The sequence below is a fragment of the Pectobacterium fontis genome (assembly GCF_000803215.1).
Lineage (GTDB): Bacteria > Pseudomonadota > Gammaproteobacteria > Enterobacterales > Enterobacteriaceae > Pectobacterium > Pectobacterium fontis.
Map to the genome: position 1 here is coordinate 23,078 of NZ_JSXC01000060.1, position 16,351 is coordinate 39,428.

Sequence of the window (16,351 nt, forward strand, 5' to 3'; positions counted from 1 at the left end):
GAATTGCTGTACATATTCTTTTCTTCCCCTGTGATTTTTCATTCTGTGGTCTATAGTTAACAGCGTGTTAACTTGCTTAGCGTGTTTAACTGTTAAAGTAATTTAAATAGGTTCATTACTTTGATTTTTTTATAACCTGCAATTTAATGCTCTGATTTTTTATCTAATAAGGAAGAATCATTTGAGTGTTGGTGGCGTCATTATCACCTTGGTTTGCTGATGACTGTGCAGGCGTTAACGTGACCCTAATAGGTTATTTTGGGTTGATAGAAAAGCATAAGAAGGAAGACATCAATGAAAAAGACCAAATTAACACAATCGCTGATCGTAGTAGCTCTGGGTTCTCTTCTGGCTGGCGGTGCCATGGCGGAAGAAACATTAGGACAGAAAGTTGATCGTATCGCGGATACAGCAGGTGCAAAAATCGATAGTTCCGCCAATAAAGCATCTGACTACATGAGCGACAGTGCTATCACGGCAAAAGTGAAGAGTGCGTTGCTGGAAGATAAATCGATTACCAGCAGCGATATTTCGGTTGAAACGTCGAAGGGTGTCGTCACGCTGAGCGGTTTTGTCGGCAGCCAGGCACTGAGTACCCGAGCGGTAGAAATCGCCACACAGGTTGAGGGCGTTCAATCCGTCAGTGACAAATTGCAGGTGAAAGATAATCCATCACAATCGGTTGGCGCTTATGCCGATGATGCCGTGATTACCAGCACCATTAAAGCCAAACTGCTGGCGGATGACATTGTGCCGTCCCGTAAAGTGAAGGTTGAAACTCAGGAAGGCGTAGTGCTACTGAGTGGCGAAGTGGACAACAAAGCACAGTCCGACCGTGCTGAAAGTATTGCGAAAGCCGTTGAGGGTGTGAAAAGCGTCAAAAACGACCTGACAGCCAAATAATCATCGCTATTATCAATAGAGTGATTTCGCACAGGGTGCTCGTCATGATAGGGCACCTCACCTAATCCGCATAATAAAACACCATCTGTGGATACGCAGTCAGGACGCATGAAGCGCGTCAGGATGACCACCATGCTTATTTTTCATTTTGTCTGGTAAGGAGAGCGTATGTTTCGTTGGGGTATTATATTTTTAGTGATCGCACTCATCGCGGCAGCACTGGGTTTCGGTGGATTGGCTGGTACAGCGGCTGGTGCGGCGAAAATCGTCTTCGTGGTTGGTATTATTCTGTTTCTGCTTAGTTTGTTCACGGGGCGAAAACGGCCGTAGTACAGCGCGTTATATACTCTAACTAATTCAAGTTTCAGGCAGGCGGCAAGGGAAGGAGTCCCGATGAGCTTACTTAAGTCAGTGATTCGGGTGACTGAACGCCGCCAACGTACATGCAACTTGAAGTATGACGAGTATAAAGAAATGTCATCCAGAACACACAGCCGCGCCATGCGGCTGTCATATTTTACCGGCACACTGTTCGCGTATTTGCTGCATTTCGACAGTTTATCAGGAGGTTTATGATGAATAGCGATATCGTTGTTGGCAAATGGAAACAGTGGCGAGGGAATTTTCTGGCGCTGTGGGCCGATTGGTTTGACAGCGACGGTGCCTGGCTGGAAGGGAGTAACGATTACCTGTCTGGCGTCTTGCAAGAGGGTTACGGAAAAGCACACGACGAGGTATCCTCAGAGAAGACCACGCTACATTGAGGTCCTACCGCAACGACAAGTCTGATTCTTGCCAGGAGGTTTTGGCAGGATATGACTTGTACGTTGATTGGTTCGCTCCATTTTACGAACCTCATCTGACGGAGAAGCAACGTGCCTTCTGATATTGAGCCATTTCCCGAACCGGATTTTTCTTCTAAACGATACCGTTTTATCGATACCCACTGTCATTTCGATTTCCCCCTATTTTACGATGCTGCACCGGAGAGCTTGCGTCTGGCGCAAGACGCTGGGGTTGAGCGCATTATTATTCCGGCTGTGGCTTCCCAGCATTTTGAGCGTGTGCTGACGCTCGTTCGCACCTACTCACCGCTTTACGCTGCGCTTGGCCTTCACCCGCTTTACATCGCTGAACATCAGGAGAGCGACCTGCTCCGTCTGGAAGAGGAACTGAGTCATCAACCTCAAAAACTGGTGGCGGTGGGGGAGATTGGCTTGGATCTTTATATGCCAGATCCGCAGTTCGAGCGGCAGCTTGCTTTCCTTGAGGCCCAACTTCGGTTGGCGAAAAAACACGATCTCCCGACGATCCTGCACTCGCGGCGCAGCCACGACCGGTTGGCACAATTGCTCCGCCGTATTGAGGTGCCGCGTACCGGTGTGGTGCATGGGTTTGCGGGGAGTCTGGCGCAGGCACAGGCCTTTATCCGGTTGGGCTACTACATTGGCGTTGGCGGAACGATTACCTATGACAGAGCGAATAAAACGCGTCAGGCAATTGCGCAGTTGCCATTAGATTGGCTGCTGCTGGAAACCGATGCGCCTGATATGCCGATGAGTGGCTATCAGGGACAACCCAATCGACCAGAGCGTATAACCTCTGCATTTCACACGCTATGTGCGCTTCGTACAGAACCGCCTGAGGTGATTGCCGAGGCGCTTTGGCAGAATTCGCTGCGGCTGTTTGGGCAACTCGTTCCGGCATAACGCCACTCACTGTTGTTACGTTACTCCCCAGTAACGCCCGATCCTCTCCCCATGCGGAAGGCGTTTTGCTTCCGCTTTTCTGTTATTTCTGTGCAGCAACGTACAAAACAGTCATTCTGATTTCATATATCAACCATATAATTGTGACGTAGATCACCTTTTGGTGTTTTCTGCTGTTCGATGTTGTATTTATTTATGACATAAATTAGCGACCTCTACCGGGCTGTCTTTATAATCGGCGCGCTTGATAGCGATTTTGCCCTGCCTGCTGGCTGATTTTTATTTTTGTCTCACTTTTTCACGCGTTATAGGGAACCACACATGCAACTCGTTATGAGTCTTATCGGCATGATTGTTCTGATGTTATTCGCGGTTATGTTATCCAGTAACCGTAAAGCCATCAGATTGCGCACCGTCGTGGGTGCTTTCATTCTTCAGATCGGTATCGGTGCCTTGGTGCTGTATGTACCAATAGGGCGCGCCATTCTGGAGGGCATGTCGAACGGGGTGTCAAACGTTATTAACTACGGAAATCAAGGTGTTTCCTTCATGTTTGGCGGTCTGGCCTCCGATAAAATGTTCGAAATATTTGGCGGTGGCGGGTTTGTTTTCGCACTCCGCGTATTGCCGATTATCGTGTTCTTCTCTTCCCTTATCGCCGTGCTCTACTATATGGGCATCATGCAGATTGTCATCAAAGTACTCGGTGGTGGATTGCAGAAACTGTTGGGAACCTCCCGTACGGAATCACTCTCGGCAACGGCCAACATCTTTGTCGGCCAAACGGAAGCGCCGCTGGTAGTGCGTCCCTACATCGCCAATATGACGCAGTCAGAGCTGTTTGCGGTGATGTGTTGCGGGCTGGCGTCGATTGCGGGCGCCGTCATGGCGGGCTATGCCCAGATGGGCGTGTCGTTGGAGTATCTGATTGCGGCCTCCTTCATGTCGGCACCGGGTGGGTTATTGTTTGCCAAGCTGATGGTGCCGGAAACGGAAAAAACCCACGACCATGACGAGATGGTCGGGTTTGTCGATGAAGAAGATCGTCCGGTTAACCTCATCGATGCGGCGGCGAGCGGCGCGGCGTCCGGTTTGCAACTGGCGCTGAATGTGGGGGCGATGCTGTTGGCGTTTATCGCCCTGATCGCCGTGCTGAACGGTATTCTTGGTGGTATCGGTGGCTGGTTTGACTATCCGCAGCTATCGCTGGAGCTGATTCTTGGCTGGTGCTTTGCGCCCGTTGCGTTCCTGATTGGTATCCCATGGAGCGAAGCCGCCGTTGCCGGTTCGTTCATTGGGCAGAAGCTGATCGTTAACGAGTTCGTGGCTTACATGAACTTCAGTCAATATCTGAAAGCGGATGACGTGGTACAGGCGGCGGGGTTGCAAGTGCTGTCAGATCATACCAAAGCTGTGATTTCGTTCGCGTTATGCGGCTTTGCTAACCTGTCGTCTATTGCTATTCTTATTGGAGGATTGGGCAGTATGGCGCCAACTCGGCGTCAGGATATTGCCCGCTTGGGTTTGAAAACGGTCGTGGCAGGTACGCTTTCTAACCTGATGAGCGCCTGTATCGCAGGGTTCTTTTTGGCGCTGTAGGGCTTTCGAACGTTGTAATGCAATCCGGCATTTCTTGCCGCCGCGAGATGATGGGCGATGAACGTCGCCCATTGTTCGTTTAAACCACTTTATGAAGGGATTAGGCGTAGTCTACGCGGCGTTTACTGAATGCGGGTGCCATTTGCTTGCCTGAGTGGAGTAACATGCTTTCTGCTTTTATTGACGATGTTGAATGGATTACATTTCCTCGCGCAACGGACGGTGCCGCCTACCCAGGTATGACTGCTCGCTGCCATTTCCATTTATCTGCTTATGACGACGCGCTTTTTACCGAGGCGAATATTCCTTTTCCTGATGCCTTGACGCGTGCCGTCCCGAAGCGGCGCGCCGAGTTTCTCGCTGGGCGCTATCTTGCCAGAGATGTGTTGAATAAACTGGGCCATCGCGATTTTGTGCTGTGTAGTGCGCAAGATCGCTCTCCGCAGTGGCCAGAAAACATTGCTGGCTCGCTAAGTCACAACCAAGACAGTGTTCTCTGTGCCGCACATTGGCGCAGTGATGAGGTGTCGGGCGTTGGCGTTGATATTGAAGGGTTTATCTCTGATGAGCGCGCAAAATCGTTGTGGCCTGGCATTATTGGCGACGAAGAGTTCCTGTGGTTTCAGGGGCGGGAGGAGTCGTTCTGCTGTTTGTTGACGATAAGCTTTTCTGCCAAAGAGAGCTTGTTTAAAGCGCTTTACCCGCAGGTGCGGCACTACTTTGATTTTCTGGATGCCAGACTGGTGGCGCTGAATATCACTAAACGTGAGTTTGAACTGGAACTTCTCACCGATCTGACACCGACGTTTTACGCCGGACGCCGCTTTAAAGGCGCATATCTGCTGAGAGAGTACGACGTCACCACCTTTATCTGCTGCTAAAAAAGCCCGCGAATCGCGGGCTATTCCATCACGTTTATCGGCATCAGAACTTATAGCTCACGCCGCCGTACACCGTCCGTCCAGACAGGAAATAGTCGTTGTCGGTGGCAACGTAGTCGCGTTTTTCGTTAGTCAGGTTAGTGACGCCCAGTTTCAGGTCTACGTTTTTAACTGGCGTATAGGTCGCACCGATATCCACGGTGTTGAAGCCTCGGGTTCTAAGTAATTCCCTATCGCGCAGATATTGGTTACTGGTGTACTGGTAGGACACATAGGTCGAGAGATTATCCAGCGCCTGCCAGTTCAATTGCGTATTAACCGTATTTTTCGGCGTTTGCTTCAGGCGTTTTCTGGTGGTGCGGTCTTCGGCATCGACGATGGTCCAGTTGGTAGTCCAGTTCAGGTCATCAGTCAGATCGACCCAGAATGAGGTTTCAATTCCCTGCACCCGAGCTTTATTCACGTTTTCGTAGGTTCGAGTTAGCGAATTGGTTTGGATCATATCCTTGATGTCATTATCAAATAATGTGACGCCCGCACCAAATCGTTCAGCTTCATACGCGGTGCCTAACTCGTAACTGATGGCTGTCTCTGGCTTCAGGTCGGGGTTCCCGAGAAGAAAGCATCTGCCCTGACAGGAGGCTAAAGCATAACCTTTGACCGATTGTGACAGTGTTGGTGCCTTATATGCTTTGCTAACACCGCCTTTTATCACCCAGTTATCGGTCAAACTATAGGTTGCATAGGCTCGCGGGCTAAATTCTGTGCCGTAGACTTCATGCTGGTCGACACGGCCTGCGAAGGTTAATGCCAGATCGCCAAGTTTGAATTCGTCCTGTAAGAAAAGTGCGCCCTGGCTGACATCAATCCCACCATTTTGTAGGTACATGCTATGTTTTAATGATGTCAGCAGATATTCACCGCCGCCTGTCAGCAGGTGATCGCCTAAATAGCCAGAAACCTGGCCGTCGATAGTGTGGTTATCCTGACTGATATCTGCTCTGCCGCCTTTTAGCTCAGAGTTATCTATGAGGTTGACGTTTTCATAGTAGTAACGCAGTCGTGTATCGACATTTTCCCAACTGCCATTATGCGTCAAGCCAAGTCCTAAACGATCCAATTTCTGTATATTACGTCTTGCTACATTACTCGCATTCCAATATACGTCGCGATCATCTTTGACATAGGTAGCATCAAAATCCAGACTCTGTTTTTCATCAATCAGCCAGGTTAAGTTCCCTAGCAGATTCGTATTTTCACGTTCTTCTCGCGCATCTGTATTGGGGTTTTTCGATAGCTCAGTACGCCAGGCATCACGTTTTCCGCCATCAATAATCAGGCTGCCTAGCAGCGTGTTTTCTATCAATGGACCGCTGACATAGCCGCTTAGGCGATTGTGGTCGCCACCCGACCCTTCGGTGGGTGCTTCAAAGTTATAGCCGATCTCACCCGTTGCTTTTTCCCCCGGCTGGCGCAGAATCACGTTTACGACACCGCCCAGTGCGTCGGCTCCGTAGAGGGAAGACATCGGGCCACGAATTACCTCAATGCGATCGATGGCGGAAACGGGGAGGGAAGTCAGATCAAAATCGTTGGCGTAATCGGTGGTTAATGCTTCGCGTGAGTTAACCCGACGACCGTTGATCAGCAACAAGGTGTAGTCTGCCCGCATCCCACGAATTTTGATCTCGTTGCGGCCATAGGTGGATGACGGATTAATGTTAATGCCCGGCAGCTTTTTCACCGCGTCGGAAACGTTATTCACCGACATCTTTTCCAGTTCGGCGCGAGTGATGACCGACACGCTGGCGGGGGCGCTCAACGTGGTGTGTTTTGTCTGGGTTGCCGTTACGACGATTTTTTCATCTGTCGCGTTTTCTGCCTGTGCGATGGCGGGCAGAGCCAGTAACCCGGCCACCAGCAGGGCGCTATACACCTTGCTGTGTGGGAAATGATGATGTGAAAAACGACTTTCTGGTTTTAGCTGCATGTTAAAGACCCCATCAAAGTGTAAAAAAAATCTCATAAATAACGTGCGGTGCTACGTGTATTGCTCGGTTTATTACGCTGTCGCATGTACCGTTTTGCGTGCCGCCAGTTGCGTAATCAGGCGTATTGTCAATAGCATGGCGGCCAGCGCAAATACGGCGCTGGCGAGGGCAAGCTGCGAGAATCCGTCAATTTTTCCCTCTGCGGAGGTACTCAGATAAGCGGCAGAGGCAATGCTGGCTAGCCCTGATGCTACGTTGGCCGCTGTTCCCTGATAGGACATAAACGCGGCGCGCTGATGCGGCAGCGGAATCCCGGCGGTAATCGCCAGCGTGCTGCTGGAGCGTGCCGCGCTCAGCGCCATGAACAGGGTGAACACCAGATACAGGGAAAGTGAAACGGGTAAAACGAAACCGCAGAGAATAACGACGGCCAGTAGCAGCGTCGTGACCACGATCGTCCGGCTGGCGTATCCCCGATCCAGCAGCCTACCGCACAGTTGCATGGTCAGCATGCTGGCCAGGCCGCCGCTGAGGTAGAGCAGGGAAATGTCATCCCGAGGAAAAGCCAGATTGAACTGAAAGTAGTTGGAAAAATGGGGAATAAGCAGGAAATGCCCGAACATCTGTAATGACACCACGGTCAGCCCCAGCAGGAAAAGCGGGGAGGCCAGCAGCTCATATAATACTGACGCGGGTGCGTTGCTCGGGGAGGTGCCTTGCTCAATCCGCTGCGTCGGCGGCATGGAAGGAAAAAGCCACAGCACTAACAGCACCAGCAGCAGGCCGCCGAGGCCGAAAATATAAAACGGGGCTTGCCAGTTAATACGGTGAGCCAGTTCCAGCGAGAGCGGCATGATGATAATGGCCGCGAGTGAAAAACTCATACCGACATAGGCTAACTGCTTGCCGCGTTCGTTGGCTGGCACAATATCGACCACCGCCGCCATCAATACACCGGATGCCGGGCCGGCAACGCAGCCTGCCAGAACAAACAGCAGCAAAAGATGGGTTTGGCTGGTAGCAAACATGCAGGCTGCCGTCAGGCCGAAGCGCAGCGTCAGTAGGACGATGAGTGCATGTTTGCGGTTAAATCTGTCCAGATAGGGGGCGGCGAGGAAGCCGACGATGGCAGAGGCAAACGTAGCCCCACCGCTAATGTAGCCGATGTTTTTGGCATCCATCGACAGGGCGCTGATGAAATCGGGGCCGAGCGGCATCACCATCATCAGGCTACCGAGGGAAAGCATGTTGATGAGCAACGCCAAATGCACAACGGATCGGGTGTGCTGGCGATACATGCTTTCATCCATGACAGGCTCACATTTAGACACAGTTAGTAAAATATTCGCGCAGTCTAGCGCAGCTTAATTTCGCTGACAATAAATGATAAGTATTTTCATTATCATCTGTGATGTGAGTTTTATAATCAATACATTCCTATTGCTAATCATTAAGGGTTGTGGGAGATGAACAATAAAATTGATTAACATCAATATAACCCCTAATAAGTGGGCGTGAATCCCTATTTTGTGGAAGCATTGACCGAACACGTTACTTCAGTGTAATTTAACTGCGCTTAATATAAATGATAATGATTTTAATAATCATTGGTATTTAATTTGCAGGCACAGGAGTTGTCTTGTGGATACACTGATTACAGAAGCTGAAACATTTAGCGGGCTAACTTATTCTGAGCAGACCGCTTTTTTATACGCATCGGAACACCGTAGCCTGTCTACTTCCGGCTTATTTGAACGTATTTCGTCCCCGGCTTGTGCTTCTGGCTCGCACGATGACAGGCTAAGCCCTGCAATCGCGCAGGCATTTCAGCGGGCGCGTCAGGCAGGGCAGTCGCTGCCGATTGTGGTGGGGGCCATCCCCTTTGATACCACGCAACCCTCGAGTCTCTATATCCCTGATAGTTATACCGTTACGAGCAAAGCTGAACTGCTCAGCCGTGCCCGTAAGCAGGCGGCAGCGGCACCCGGCGCATTAACGCTGAACAGTGTCCCAAACGAAGGCCAGTTTAAGTCCATCGTGGCGCAAGCCGTTGCACGCTTCCGTCGTGGTGAACTGAGCAAAGCGGTCCTGTCACGTATTTTGGACATTGAGCTGGCAGGCCCTGTTAAGGCGCAAACGATCCTCAACAACCTGATGGTGCAGAACGCCGGGGGCTATCACTTCTCGCTGCCGTTGCCGGATGGTTCCGTCTTGCTTGGCGCCAGCCCGGAACTGCTGTTGCGCAAGCAGGGAAACGTCATTGTTTCGAACCCGTTAGCGGGTTCGGCGCGACGGATGAAGGATGAACAACTGGATTACCTGAACAGTCAGCGCTTGCTGAATTCCGGTAAAGACAAACACGAGCACAAGCTGGTGGTTGACGACGTTCGCCAACGCCTGATGCCGCTGTGCTCATCGTTAACGATTCCGCCTGCCCCCACGCTGATGAGCACGGCCTCCATGTGGCACTTGTCTACCGCCATTAGCGGCGAATTGGCAAACCCGGAGATGACGGCGCTTCAGGTCGCCTGTCAGCTTCACCCCACTCCCGCACTGTGCGGTTTCCCTACGCAGGCGGCGCGCCAACTGATCGCCGAACTGGAACCGCACGATCGCGGCGTATTCAGCGGCATTGTCGGATGGTGTGATGCTAACGGCGATGGTGAATGGGCTATCGCCATTCGCTGCGGCACCATCAAAAACAACAGCGTCCGTCTGTTTGCTGGCGCGGGCATTGTGGAGGCGTCCGTCCCTGAGGATGAATGGGCCGAAACTGCCGCTAAATTCAACACGATGTTGAATGCGTTTGGGCTTAACTCGGGTGTGGATGGACTATGAGTATTGAATTTACGCCCTGGCCAGAGGAACTGGCGCAGCGTTATCGTGATAAAGGGTACTGGGTTGGTCTGCCGCTAACGGATGCCTGGGAGCGTCATCTGACAACGCAGCCCGATGCCGTGGCGGTGGTGTGCGGTGAACGTCAGTGGAGCTATCGTGAGCTGGATCGGCAGTCTTCCGCGTTGGCATCGCGCCTCACGGAAAGCGGCTTACGCTGCGGTGACACCGCGCTGGTGCAGTTGCCGAACGTAGCCGAGTTTTACCTGACCTTTTTTGCGCTGCTGAAAATGGGCGTCGCGCCGGTTAATGCGCTGTTCAGCCACAATAAGCTCGAACTGCTGTCCTATGCCACGCAGATTGAACCCCGCGTATTGATCGCCTCGGCTGAACACCCGCTGTTTGGCAACGGTGAGTTTCTGGATCGGCTACAGACACAGGTTCCTCGCCTGCAAACGGTGGTGATGCTCGGCGACAGCCCGCTGGGGCACAGCCTGTCAGACTGGCTACAGCCGAACCGGTCAGCTTGTCAGTATCAGCCTTCCGCGCCGGGGCAGGTTGCCTTCTTCCAGCTTTCTGGCGGCAGTACCGGCACGCCGAAACTGATTCCCCGCACACATGACGATTACTACTACAGCGTGCGCCGCAGTGTGGAAATCTGTGCGCTGACGCCACAAACCCGCTACCTGTGCGCGTTACCTGCTCCCCATAACTTTCCGTTAAGTTCGCCCGGTTCACTCGGCGTGTTTTACGCCGGTGGACGCGTCGTGCTGGCACCCGATCCGGGTGCGATGACCTGCTTCCCGCTGATCGAACGCCATCAGATCGATATCACCTCACTGGTGCCGCCCGCTGCCGCACTGTGGCTTCAGGCCGCCGAACAGTTTGGCGGCGCGTTGCACAGTCTGAAGATTTTGCAGGTAGGCGGCGCGAAGCTGAGTGAAACCGTGGCCCGGCGTATTCCTGCGGTGCTCGGTTGTCAGTTGCAGCAGGTGCTTGGCATGGCGGAAGGGCTGGTGAACTACACCCGACTGGACGACAGCGATGAGCATATCTTCACCACGCAAGGCTGCCCGATGAGTCCAGACGATGAAGTGAAGGTGCTGGACATCGACGGCAATCCGGTGTCGAGAGGCGAAGCCGGGCTGCTGGCGACGCGCGGCCCGTATACCTTCCGTGGCTATTACCGCAGCCCGGAACACAATGCCCGCGCCTTCGACAGTGACGGGTTCTATCACTCCGGCGATGTGGTGCAGATGACCGAGGACGGCTATTTGCGCGTGGTCGGTCGGGAAAAAGATCAGATTAACCGCGGCGGTGAAAAGATTGCCGCCGAAGAGATCGAAAACCTGCTGCTCAAGCATGACGGCATTCTTCATGCCGCGCTGGTCTCCATGCCCGATCCGGTCATGGGCGAAAAGAGTTGCGCGTTTCTGGTCGTCAGCGATCCGGCGCTGAAAGCCATAACGTTAAGAAAATATCTCCGTAATCAGGGTATTGCAGAATTCAAACTGCCGGACCGCTTCGAGATGATCGACACCCTGCCTGTCACTCCGGTCGGCAAGATCGATAAGAAATCACTTCGTCAGCGCATCCAGACCCAACTTAGCATTCAAAATAAATAAGGATTTTGTGATGGCAATCCCTTCTATTGCTTCTTATCCCCTGCCGCGCGCACAGGATTTCCCGGAAAACAAGGTGTCCTGGTCGTTTGAACCTCAACGCGCGGTGTTGCTGATTCACGACATGCAGGAGTATTTCGTGAATTTTTACGGCACGGATAGCCCACTGGTACAGCAACTGGTCGACAACATTGCGGCGCTACGAGCCTACTGCAAAGCGCAGGGGATTCCGGTGGTGTATACCGCACAGCCCAATGCCCAGAGCGCGGCCGACCGTGCGCTGCTAAACGACATGTGGGGCGCAGGGCTGAGTAATCACCCTGAGAAGCAGCGTGTCGTGAGCGCACTGGCACCGGATGAGCATGACACTGTGCTGGTGAAGTGGCGCTACAGCGCCTTCCACCGTTCGCCGCTGGAACCCATGATGAAAGAGATGGGCAAAGATCAACTGATCATTTGCGGCGTTTACGCGCACATCGGCTGCATGATTACCGCGACGGATGCTTTCATGCGCGACATCAAGCCCTTCCTGGTCGGCGATGCGGTAGCGGATTTTTCCCTTCAGGAACACCAAATGGCGCTGAAATATGTCGCGACGCGCGCCGGACGCGTTGTTAGTACGGCAGAACTCACAGGAGCAGAAATGGCACAGGCACTGACAAAACCAGAATTGAGAGCGCATCTGCTGACGTTGATCGACGAAGACGAAGATCAGTTCGACGAAGATGAAAACCTGATCGACTATGGTCTGGATTCGGTGCGCATGATGGCGCTGCTGACCGAATGGCGCAATCAGGGCATCACGCTGAGTTTTGTCGATCTGGCGCGTAACCCCAGCCTGAATGCCTGGTGGGCGCTGATCGAAAAACAGCAGGGAGCCGCATCATGAAGCCGTTGAGCGTTGCGCAGCGCGGGCTGTGGCTAGGCCATGCTCTGAACGATGATAAGGCGACGTTCAACACGGCGGAGTGCATCGCGTTTGATGGCAAAGTCGATAGTGAAGCCATGCTGAGCGCGATCCGTCAGGCGGTGATGGAATGTGAATGCCTGTACTGCCAGTTTGTTGAGGTTGCCGGGGAACAGGCTGACCAGCCGGACGTGGGGTTTGTCGCTTCCCTGTTACCGGTGCCCGTCGGCGTGCTGCCGATTAGAGAACTGCTCCCCGCACCGATGACGGATGAAGAGCACACCATACGCCAGTGGGCGCGTGAAGAAATCGCCCAGCCGCTGGATTTGCTGAACGGATTACCCTGCCGCTTTGCGCTGTTATGTGGTGAAAAGCGCGATTTTCTCTACAGTTGTGTTCACCACATTGCGCTGGATGGTTTTGGCACCACCATGCTGTTTCAACGCATCGCCCAGATCTACAGCGCGTTGACGGCAGGGCAACCTACGCCGATGGCCGAGTTTGGTTCGTTCAGCGAGGTGCTGGAAGAAGAGCGGCAGCGCGATGCCAGCGGGCAAACGGCACAGGCGCGTGATTTCTGGCTGGAAACGCTGAATGCGATGCCGGAACCCGCCAGCTTTAGCGAAAAGAAAGCCCCGATTGCGGCGCGTTTTTTGCGCCAGAGCAGCGTGCTGCCTGCGGATCTCTGGCAGCCGCTGACGGCGCTGTGTGCAGGCAACAAAATTAGCTGGCCGGATCTGTTTTTAGCGATGCTGGCGACGCACCTCAAGCTGGTGTCCGGCAGCGACCGACTAACGTTCGGGATGATGGTGATGAACCGTATTGGTTCCGCCTCGCTGACGGTGCCGAGCATGCAGATGAACATCGTGCCGCTGTGCGTTCAGGTGGATGAGCAGGCGGATTTCGTCACGCTGGCGCAACAGGTGGCTCGCACCAAACGCACGCTGCGTCGCCACCAACACTATCGCTATGAGCATCTACGGCGCGATCTGAATCGCGTCGGCGGCGAACAGCGGCTTTTCGGCCCGCTGATCAATATCATGCCGTTCGATCATCCGCTCAACTACGGATCGCTGTCCTCCAGCACGCTGAATCTCAGCGCCGGACCGGTAGAAGATCTGACCATCGAAATTCACTTCAAACCGGACGGTACGCCGGTGCTGGATTTTGATGCCAATCCCGCCTGTTACAGCGCGGAAGCGCTTGCCAGCCTGCAAGAAACCCTGTTTACGCTGCTACAACGCTGGCTGACACAGCCACAGCAAACCAGCGGTGAACTACTGGGGCGCTGGCTGCGCGAAGAACGTGAGTTGGCATTGATGACCAGCCGCGAGCCGGCACCGTTCGTCGAACCGGTTCTGACGGCCATCGCCGGACAGGCGCGTAACAACCCGCAGCATACGGCGCTGGCGCAGCGCGATCGGCAATACAGCTACCAGCAACTGCTGGATCTGAGCGGTAAAGCTGCGGCGGCGCTGCATGAGCGCGGTGTTCAGCCCGGCGAGCGCATCGGCATCATGCTGAACCGTAGCCCTGAAACCATTATTTGCCTGCTGGCCGTGATGCAGTGCGGTGCGGTTTATGTGCCGCTCGACCCTGAACAGCCGCGCGAGCGTCAGCAGCACATCATTCAGATTGCCGGATTGCGTACGATTGTGACGCAGGCTGATTACCAGCATCGCCTGGCGTCGGTCTTTTCCGGCGAGATCGTGCTGGCGGGGCATCTGCTGTCATCCAACGCACAGGTTGCCTCGCTGCCGCCTGTGGAAGCAAGCGAAGGCCGTATCGCCTACGTTATGTTTACCTCGGGATCGACCGGATTGCCGAAGGGCGTAGAGATCGGCACCCGCGCGCTGGATCACTTCATTGCGGCAGCACGCCAGCGCTATGGTCTGCAAGCCACGGATCGCGTGCTGCAATTTGCCCCGTTTAATTTTGATGCCAGCATCGAGGAGATCTTCGCCACGCTGACCAGCGGTGCGACGCTGGTGTTGCGCACCGATGAGATGCTGGAATCGATTCCGACCTTTGTCGAACAGGTTGCAGAACAGGCGATTACGCTGCTCGATTTGCCGACCGCATTCTGGAACGAATGGGTGGTGGGGCTGAAAACTGGCACGCTGACCATGCCGTCTGCATTACGTGCCATTATCATCGGCGGGGAAGCGGTATACCCCGAACAACTGGCGCAGTGGCAACGCCATGCGCCGGATACATTGCGCTTAATCAACACCTATGGCCCCACCGAAACCACCGTGGTCGCGACCAGTTGCGATCTGCAAACGCAGCCGACCGATGTGGCGCAACTGCCTATCGGCCTGCCGCTGGCTGGCGTCAATGCGCTGATTCTGGCGGCGGGCGACCGCCCCGCAGCGGAAGGGGAACTGGTGCTGCTGGGGCCAACGCTGGCGGCGGGTTACATCGGTACAGAACACGCGGCGTTTACGCAAATAGCGGTGGGCGAGCGCGATCTTCCCGCTTACCGCACGGGCGACAGAGTGCGGCTGGAGAAAGGGCAACTGCTCTACCTCGGACGTATGGATAACGAATTTAAAATCAGCGGCTACCGAATTCAGCCAGGTGAAGTTGAAGCGCATCTGCTGGCGCAACCGGACGTTGATGAAGCCTGCGTACAGGGTATTGTCTACCCCAACGGCGTGCGGCGTCTGGTGGCGTTTGTCGCCACGAAAGCGGGGGACATCGATGCGCGTGCGCTAAAACAGCGCCTGAGCAGCGTGCTGCCGCCCGCGATGATCCCCACCGATTACCGTGCCTTCCGCCAGTTGCCGAAAACCGGCTCCAATAAGGTCGACCGCAAGCGCCTGCTGGCGGAATACCATGATGACGCACCGGCACAGGCGTTAGCCAGCGAAACCGAGAACCGCGTCAGTGCCATCTGGCAGCAGATCCTCGGCGTCTCGGGGATCCAATCGCGGGATAACTTCTTTGAGTTGGGCGGTCAGTCGTTGCAAACCATCCAGATCGTCAATCGTCTGGCGGCAGAATTTTCCGTCAGCATCAAGGTGTCTGATGTGTTCGATCATCCCCAGCTTAGCGAGTTCTGCCGCTATCTGGACGACAGGCTGTCACAGGATGAAAACAGCGTAGAAATGGTGTGGTAGGGAAAATGATGAACAAGGCACAACCTCTTCAGTTTGATTTCAGCGGCAAAACCGTGTGGGTGACAGGGGCGGCGAGCGGTATTGGCGCCAGCATTGCCCGCCAGTTTGTCACGCTGGGCGCGAACGTGACTGGCTTCGATCGCCAATTCCCGCATCAAGATCACCCGTTTAATTGCGTGACGCTGGATATCAGCGAGCCGGACAGCGTGGCGGCGGTGTGTCGTCAGCAACTGGCGGAAACCGGGATCGATATTCTGGTCAACGCTGCGGGAATTCTGCGTTTGGGTGACATCGATGCGCTGAGCGTGGACGACTGGCACCAGTGTATTAACGTTAATGCCTCCGGCGTGTTTTACCTGCTGAACGCGTTGATGCCGCATTTTAAACAGCAGCGTCGCGGCGCGATTGTTTGTGTCGGCTCCAATGCCGCACACGTTCCCCGCATGCAGATGGCGGCGTACTGCGCGTCGAAAGCCGCGCTCACCAGCCTGTCTCACTGCGCTGGATTAGAACTGGCACCTTATGGCGTACGCTGCAATCTGGTGTCACCGGGTTCGACGGATACGCCGATGCAGCGTGGTATGTGGCACAGCGCCGATGCCGAGCAGCGCACTATCGCGGGCTTTCCTCACCAGTACAAACTGGGGATCCCGTTGGGCAAGATTGCTCAACCGGAAGAGATCGCCAATACCGTGGTTTTTCTGGCTTCCGATCTGGCCAGCCACATCACTATGCAGGACATCGTGGTGGATGGCGGGGCGACGCTGACGGCCTGATTTGAG

The 16,351-nt window shown here is 54.1% G+C and carries 13 protein-coding genes; 11 read left to right on the forward strand and 2 right to left on the reverse strand.

The genetic code is table 11. The features are described 5' to 3' along the window. The first annotated feature begins 294 nt into the window (after positions 1–294). From osmY to OI69_RS17945, 6 genes are all read left to right on the forward strand, one after another. Entirely contained in the window at positions 295–903 is a 609-nt protein-coding gene (osmY, locus tag OI69_RS17920) for a molecular chaperone OsmY (protein WP_039353689.1), read from the forward strand. Between the two features lie 168 nt (positions 904–1,071). Continuing rightward, positions 1,072–1,233: a DUF1328 domain-containing protein gene (locus tag OI69_RS19555; RefSeq protein ID WP_012773166.1), complete on the forward strand. Its 162-nt coding sequence runs from the start codon at positions 1,072–1,074 to the stop codon at positions 1,231–1,233. Positions 1,234–1,478: 245 nt separating this feature from the next. Further along, positions 1,479–1,667: a CsbD family protein gene (locus tag OI69_RS17930; RefSeq protein ID WP_039353696.1), complete on the forward strand. Its 189-nt coding sequence runs from the start codon at positions 1,479–1,481 to the stop codon at positions 1,665–1,667. Between the two features lie 111 nt (positions 1,668–1,778). After that, complete coding sequence (locus OI69_RS17935) at positions 1,779–2,612, forward strand: TatD family hydrolase (RefSeq protein WP_235319724.1); 834 nt, start codon at positions 1,779–1,781, stop codon at positions 2,610–2,612. Positions 2,613–2,933: 321 nt separating this feature from the next. Continuing rightward, positions 2,934–4,211, forward strand: a complete 1,278-nt coding sequence (locus tag OI69_RS17940; protein WP_039353699.1) for a NupC/NupG family nucleoside CNT transporter — start codon at positions 2,934–2,936, stop codon at positions 4,209–4,211. Between the two features lie 164 nt (positions 4,212–4,375). Continuing rightward, positions 4,376–5,092 carry a 4'-phosphopantetheinyl transferase family protein gene (locus OI69_RS17945; RefSeq protein ID WP_039353702.1) on the forward strand — a complete coding sequence of 239 codons (717 nt, stop codon included), beginning with the start codon at positions 4,376–4,378 and terminating at the stop codon, positions 5,090–5,092. A gap of 43 nt (positions 5,093–5,135) precedes the next feature. Here OI69_RS17945 and OI69_RS17950 read toward each other — a convergent pair whose 3' ends face one another. Continuing rightward, positions 5,136–7,082, reverse strand: coding sequence for a TonB-dependent receptor domain-containing protein (locus tag OI69_RS17950; protein ID WP_039353706.1), 1,947 nt, complete (start codon positions 7,080–7,082; stop codon positions 5,136–5,138). Positions 7,083–7,154: 72 nt separating this feature from the next. Then, a complete protein-coding gene (locus tag OI69_RS17955) occupies positions 7,155–8,393 on the reverse strand; it encodes an MFS transporter (RefSeq protein ID WP_039353710.1) in 1,239 nt (412 codons plus the stop codon). A gap of 331 nt (positions 8,394–8,724) precedes the next feature. Here OI69_RS17955 and OI69_RS17960 point away from each other — a divergent pair, with 331 nt between their 5' ends. Genes OI69_RS17960 through dhbA form a run of 5 tightly spaced genes read left to right on the forward strand, consistent with a single transcriptional unit; the run spans position 8,725 to position 16,345 of the window. Continuing rightward, entirely contained in the window at positions 8,725–9,921 is a 1,197-nt protein-coding gene (locus OI69_RS17960) for an isochorismate synthase (protein ID WP_039353713.1), read from the forward strand. Next, a complete protein-coding gene (locus OI69_RS17965; RefSeq protein ID WP_039353716.1) occupies positions 9,918–11,543 on the forward strand; it encodes a (2,3-dihydroxybenzoyl)adenylate synthase in 1,626 nt (541 codons plus the stop codon). The genes OI69_RS17960 and OI69_RS17965 overlap by 4 nt, the downstream gene beginning before the upstream one ends. A gap of 10 nt (positions 11,544–11,553) precedes the next feature. Then, the gene (locus OI69_RS17970; protein WP_039353719.1) at positions 11,554–12,429 is read left to right on the forward strand and encodes an isochorismatase; all 876 of its coding nucleotides are present in this window, start codon (positions 11,554–11,556) and stop codon (positions 12,427–12,429) included. Next, positions 12,426–15,569, forward strand: a complete 3,144-nt coding sequence (locus OI69_RS17975) for a non-ribosomal peptide synthetase (RefSeq protein WP_039353722.1) — start codon at positions 12,426–12,428, stop codon at positions 15,567–15,569. Before OI69_RS17970 ends, OI69_RS17975 begins: the two co-directional genes overlap by 4 nt. Positions 15,570–15,574: 5 nt before the next feature. Continuing rightward, a complete protein-coding gene (gene dhbA, locus OI69_RS17980) occupies positions 15,575–16,345 on the forward strand; it encodes a 2,3-dihydro-2,3-dihydroxybenzoate dehydrogenase (RefSeq protein ID WP_039353726.1) in 771 nt (256 codons plus the stop codon). The last annotated feature ends 6 nt before the right edge of the window (positions 16,346–16,351 follow it).

What these genes read in the sequence shown, in the direction of transcription:
- OI69_RS17975 (WP_039353722.1), top strand. Translation starts at nt 12,426, where the DNA reads ATGAAGCCGTTGAGCGTTGCGCAGCGCGGGCTGTGGCTAGGCCATGCT.
- OI69_RS17930 (WP_039353696.1), top strand. Translation starts at nt 1,479, where the DNA reads ATGAATAGCGATATCGTTGTTGGCAAATGGAAACAGTGGCGAGGGAAT.
- OI69_RS19555 (WP_012773166.1), top strand. Translation starts at nt 1,072, where the DNA reads ATGTTTCGTTGGGGTATTATATTTTTAGTGATCGCACTCATCGCGGCA.
- OI69_RS17950 (WP_039353706.1), bottom strand. Translation starts at nt 7,082, where the DNA reads ATGCAGCTAAAACCAGAAAGTCGTTTTTCACATCATCATTTCCCACAC.
- OI69_RS17970 (WP_039353719.1), top strand. Translation starts at nt 11,554, where the DNA reads ATGGCAATCCCTTCTATTGCTTCTTATCCCCTGCCGCGCGCACAGGAT.
- OI69_RS17945 (WP_039353702.1), top strand. Translation starts at nt 4,376, where the DNA reads ATGCTTTCTGCTTTTATTGACGATGTTGAATGGATTACATTTCCTCGC.
- OI69_RS17955 (WP_039353710.1), bottom strand. Translation starts at nt 8,393, where the DNA reads ATGGATGAAAGCATGTATCGCCAGCACACCCGATCCGTTGTGCATTTG.
- OI69_RS17965 (WP_039353716.1), top strand. Translation starts at nt 9,918, where the DNA reads ATGAGTATTGAATTTACGCCCTGGCCAGAGGAACTGGCGCAGCGTTAT.
- dhbA (WP_039353726.1), top strand. Translation starts at nt 15,575, where the DNA reads ATGATGAACAAGGCACAACCTCTTCAGTTTGATTTCAGCGGCAAAACC.
- osmY (WP_039353689.1), top strand. Translation starts at nt 295, where the DNA reads ATGAAAAAGACCAAATTAACACAATCGCTGATCGTAGTAGCTCTGGGT.
- OI69_RS17940 (WP_039353699.1), top strand. Translation starts at nt 2,934, where the DNA reads ATGCAACTCGTTATGAGTCTTATCGGCATGATTGTTCTGATGTTATTC.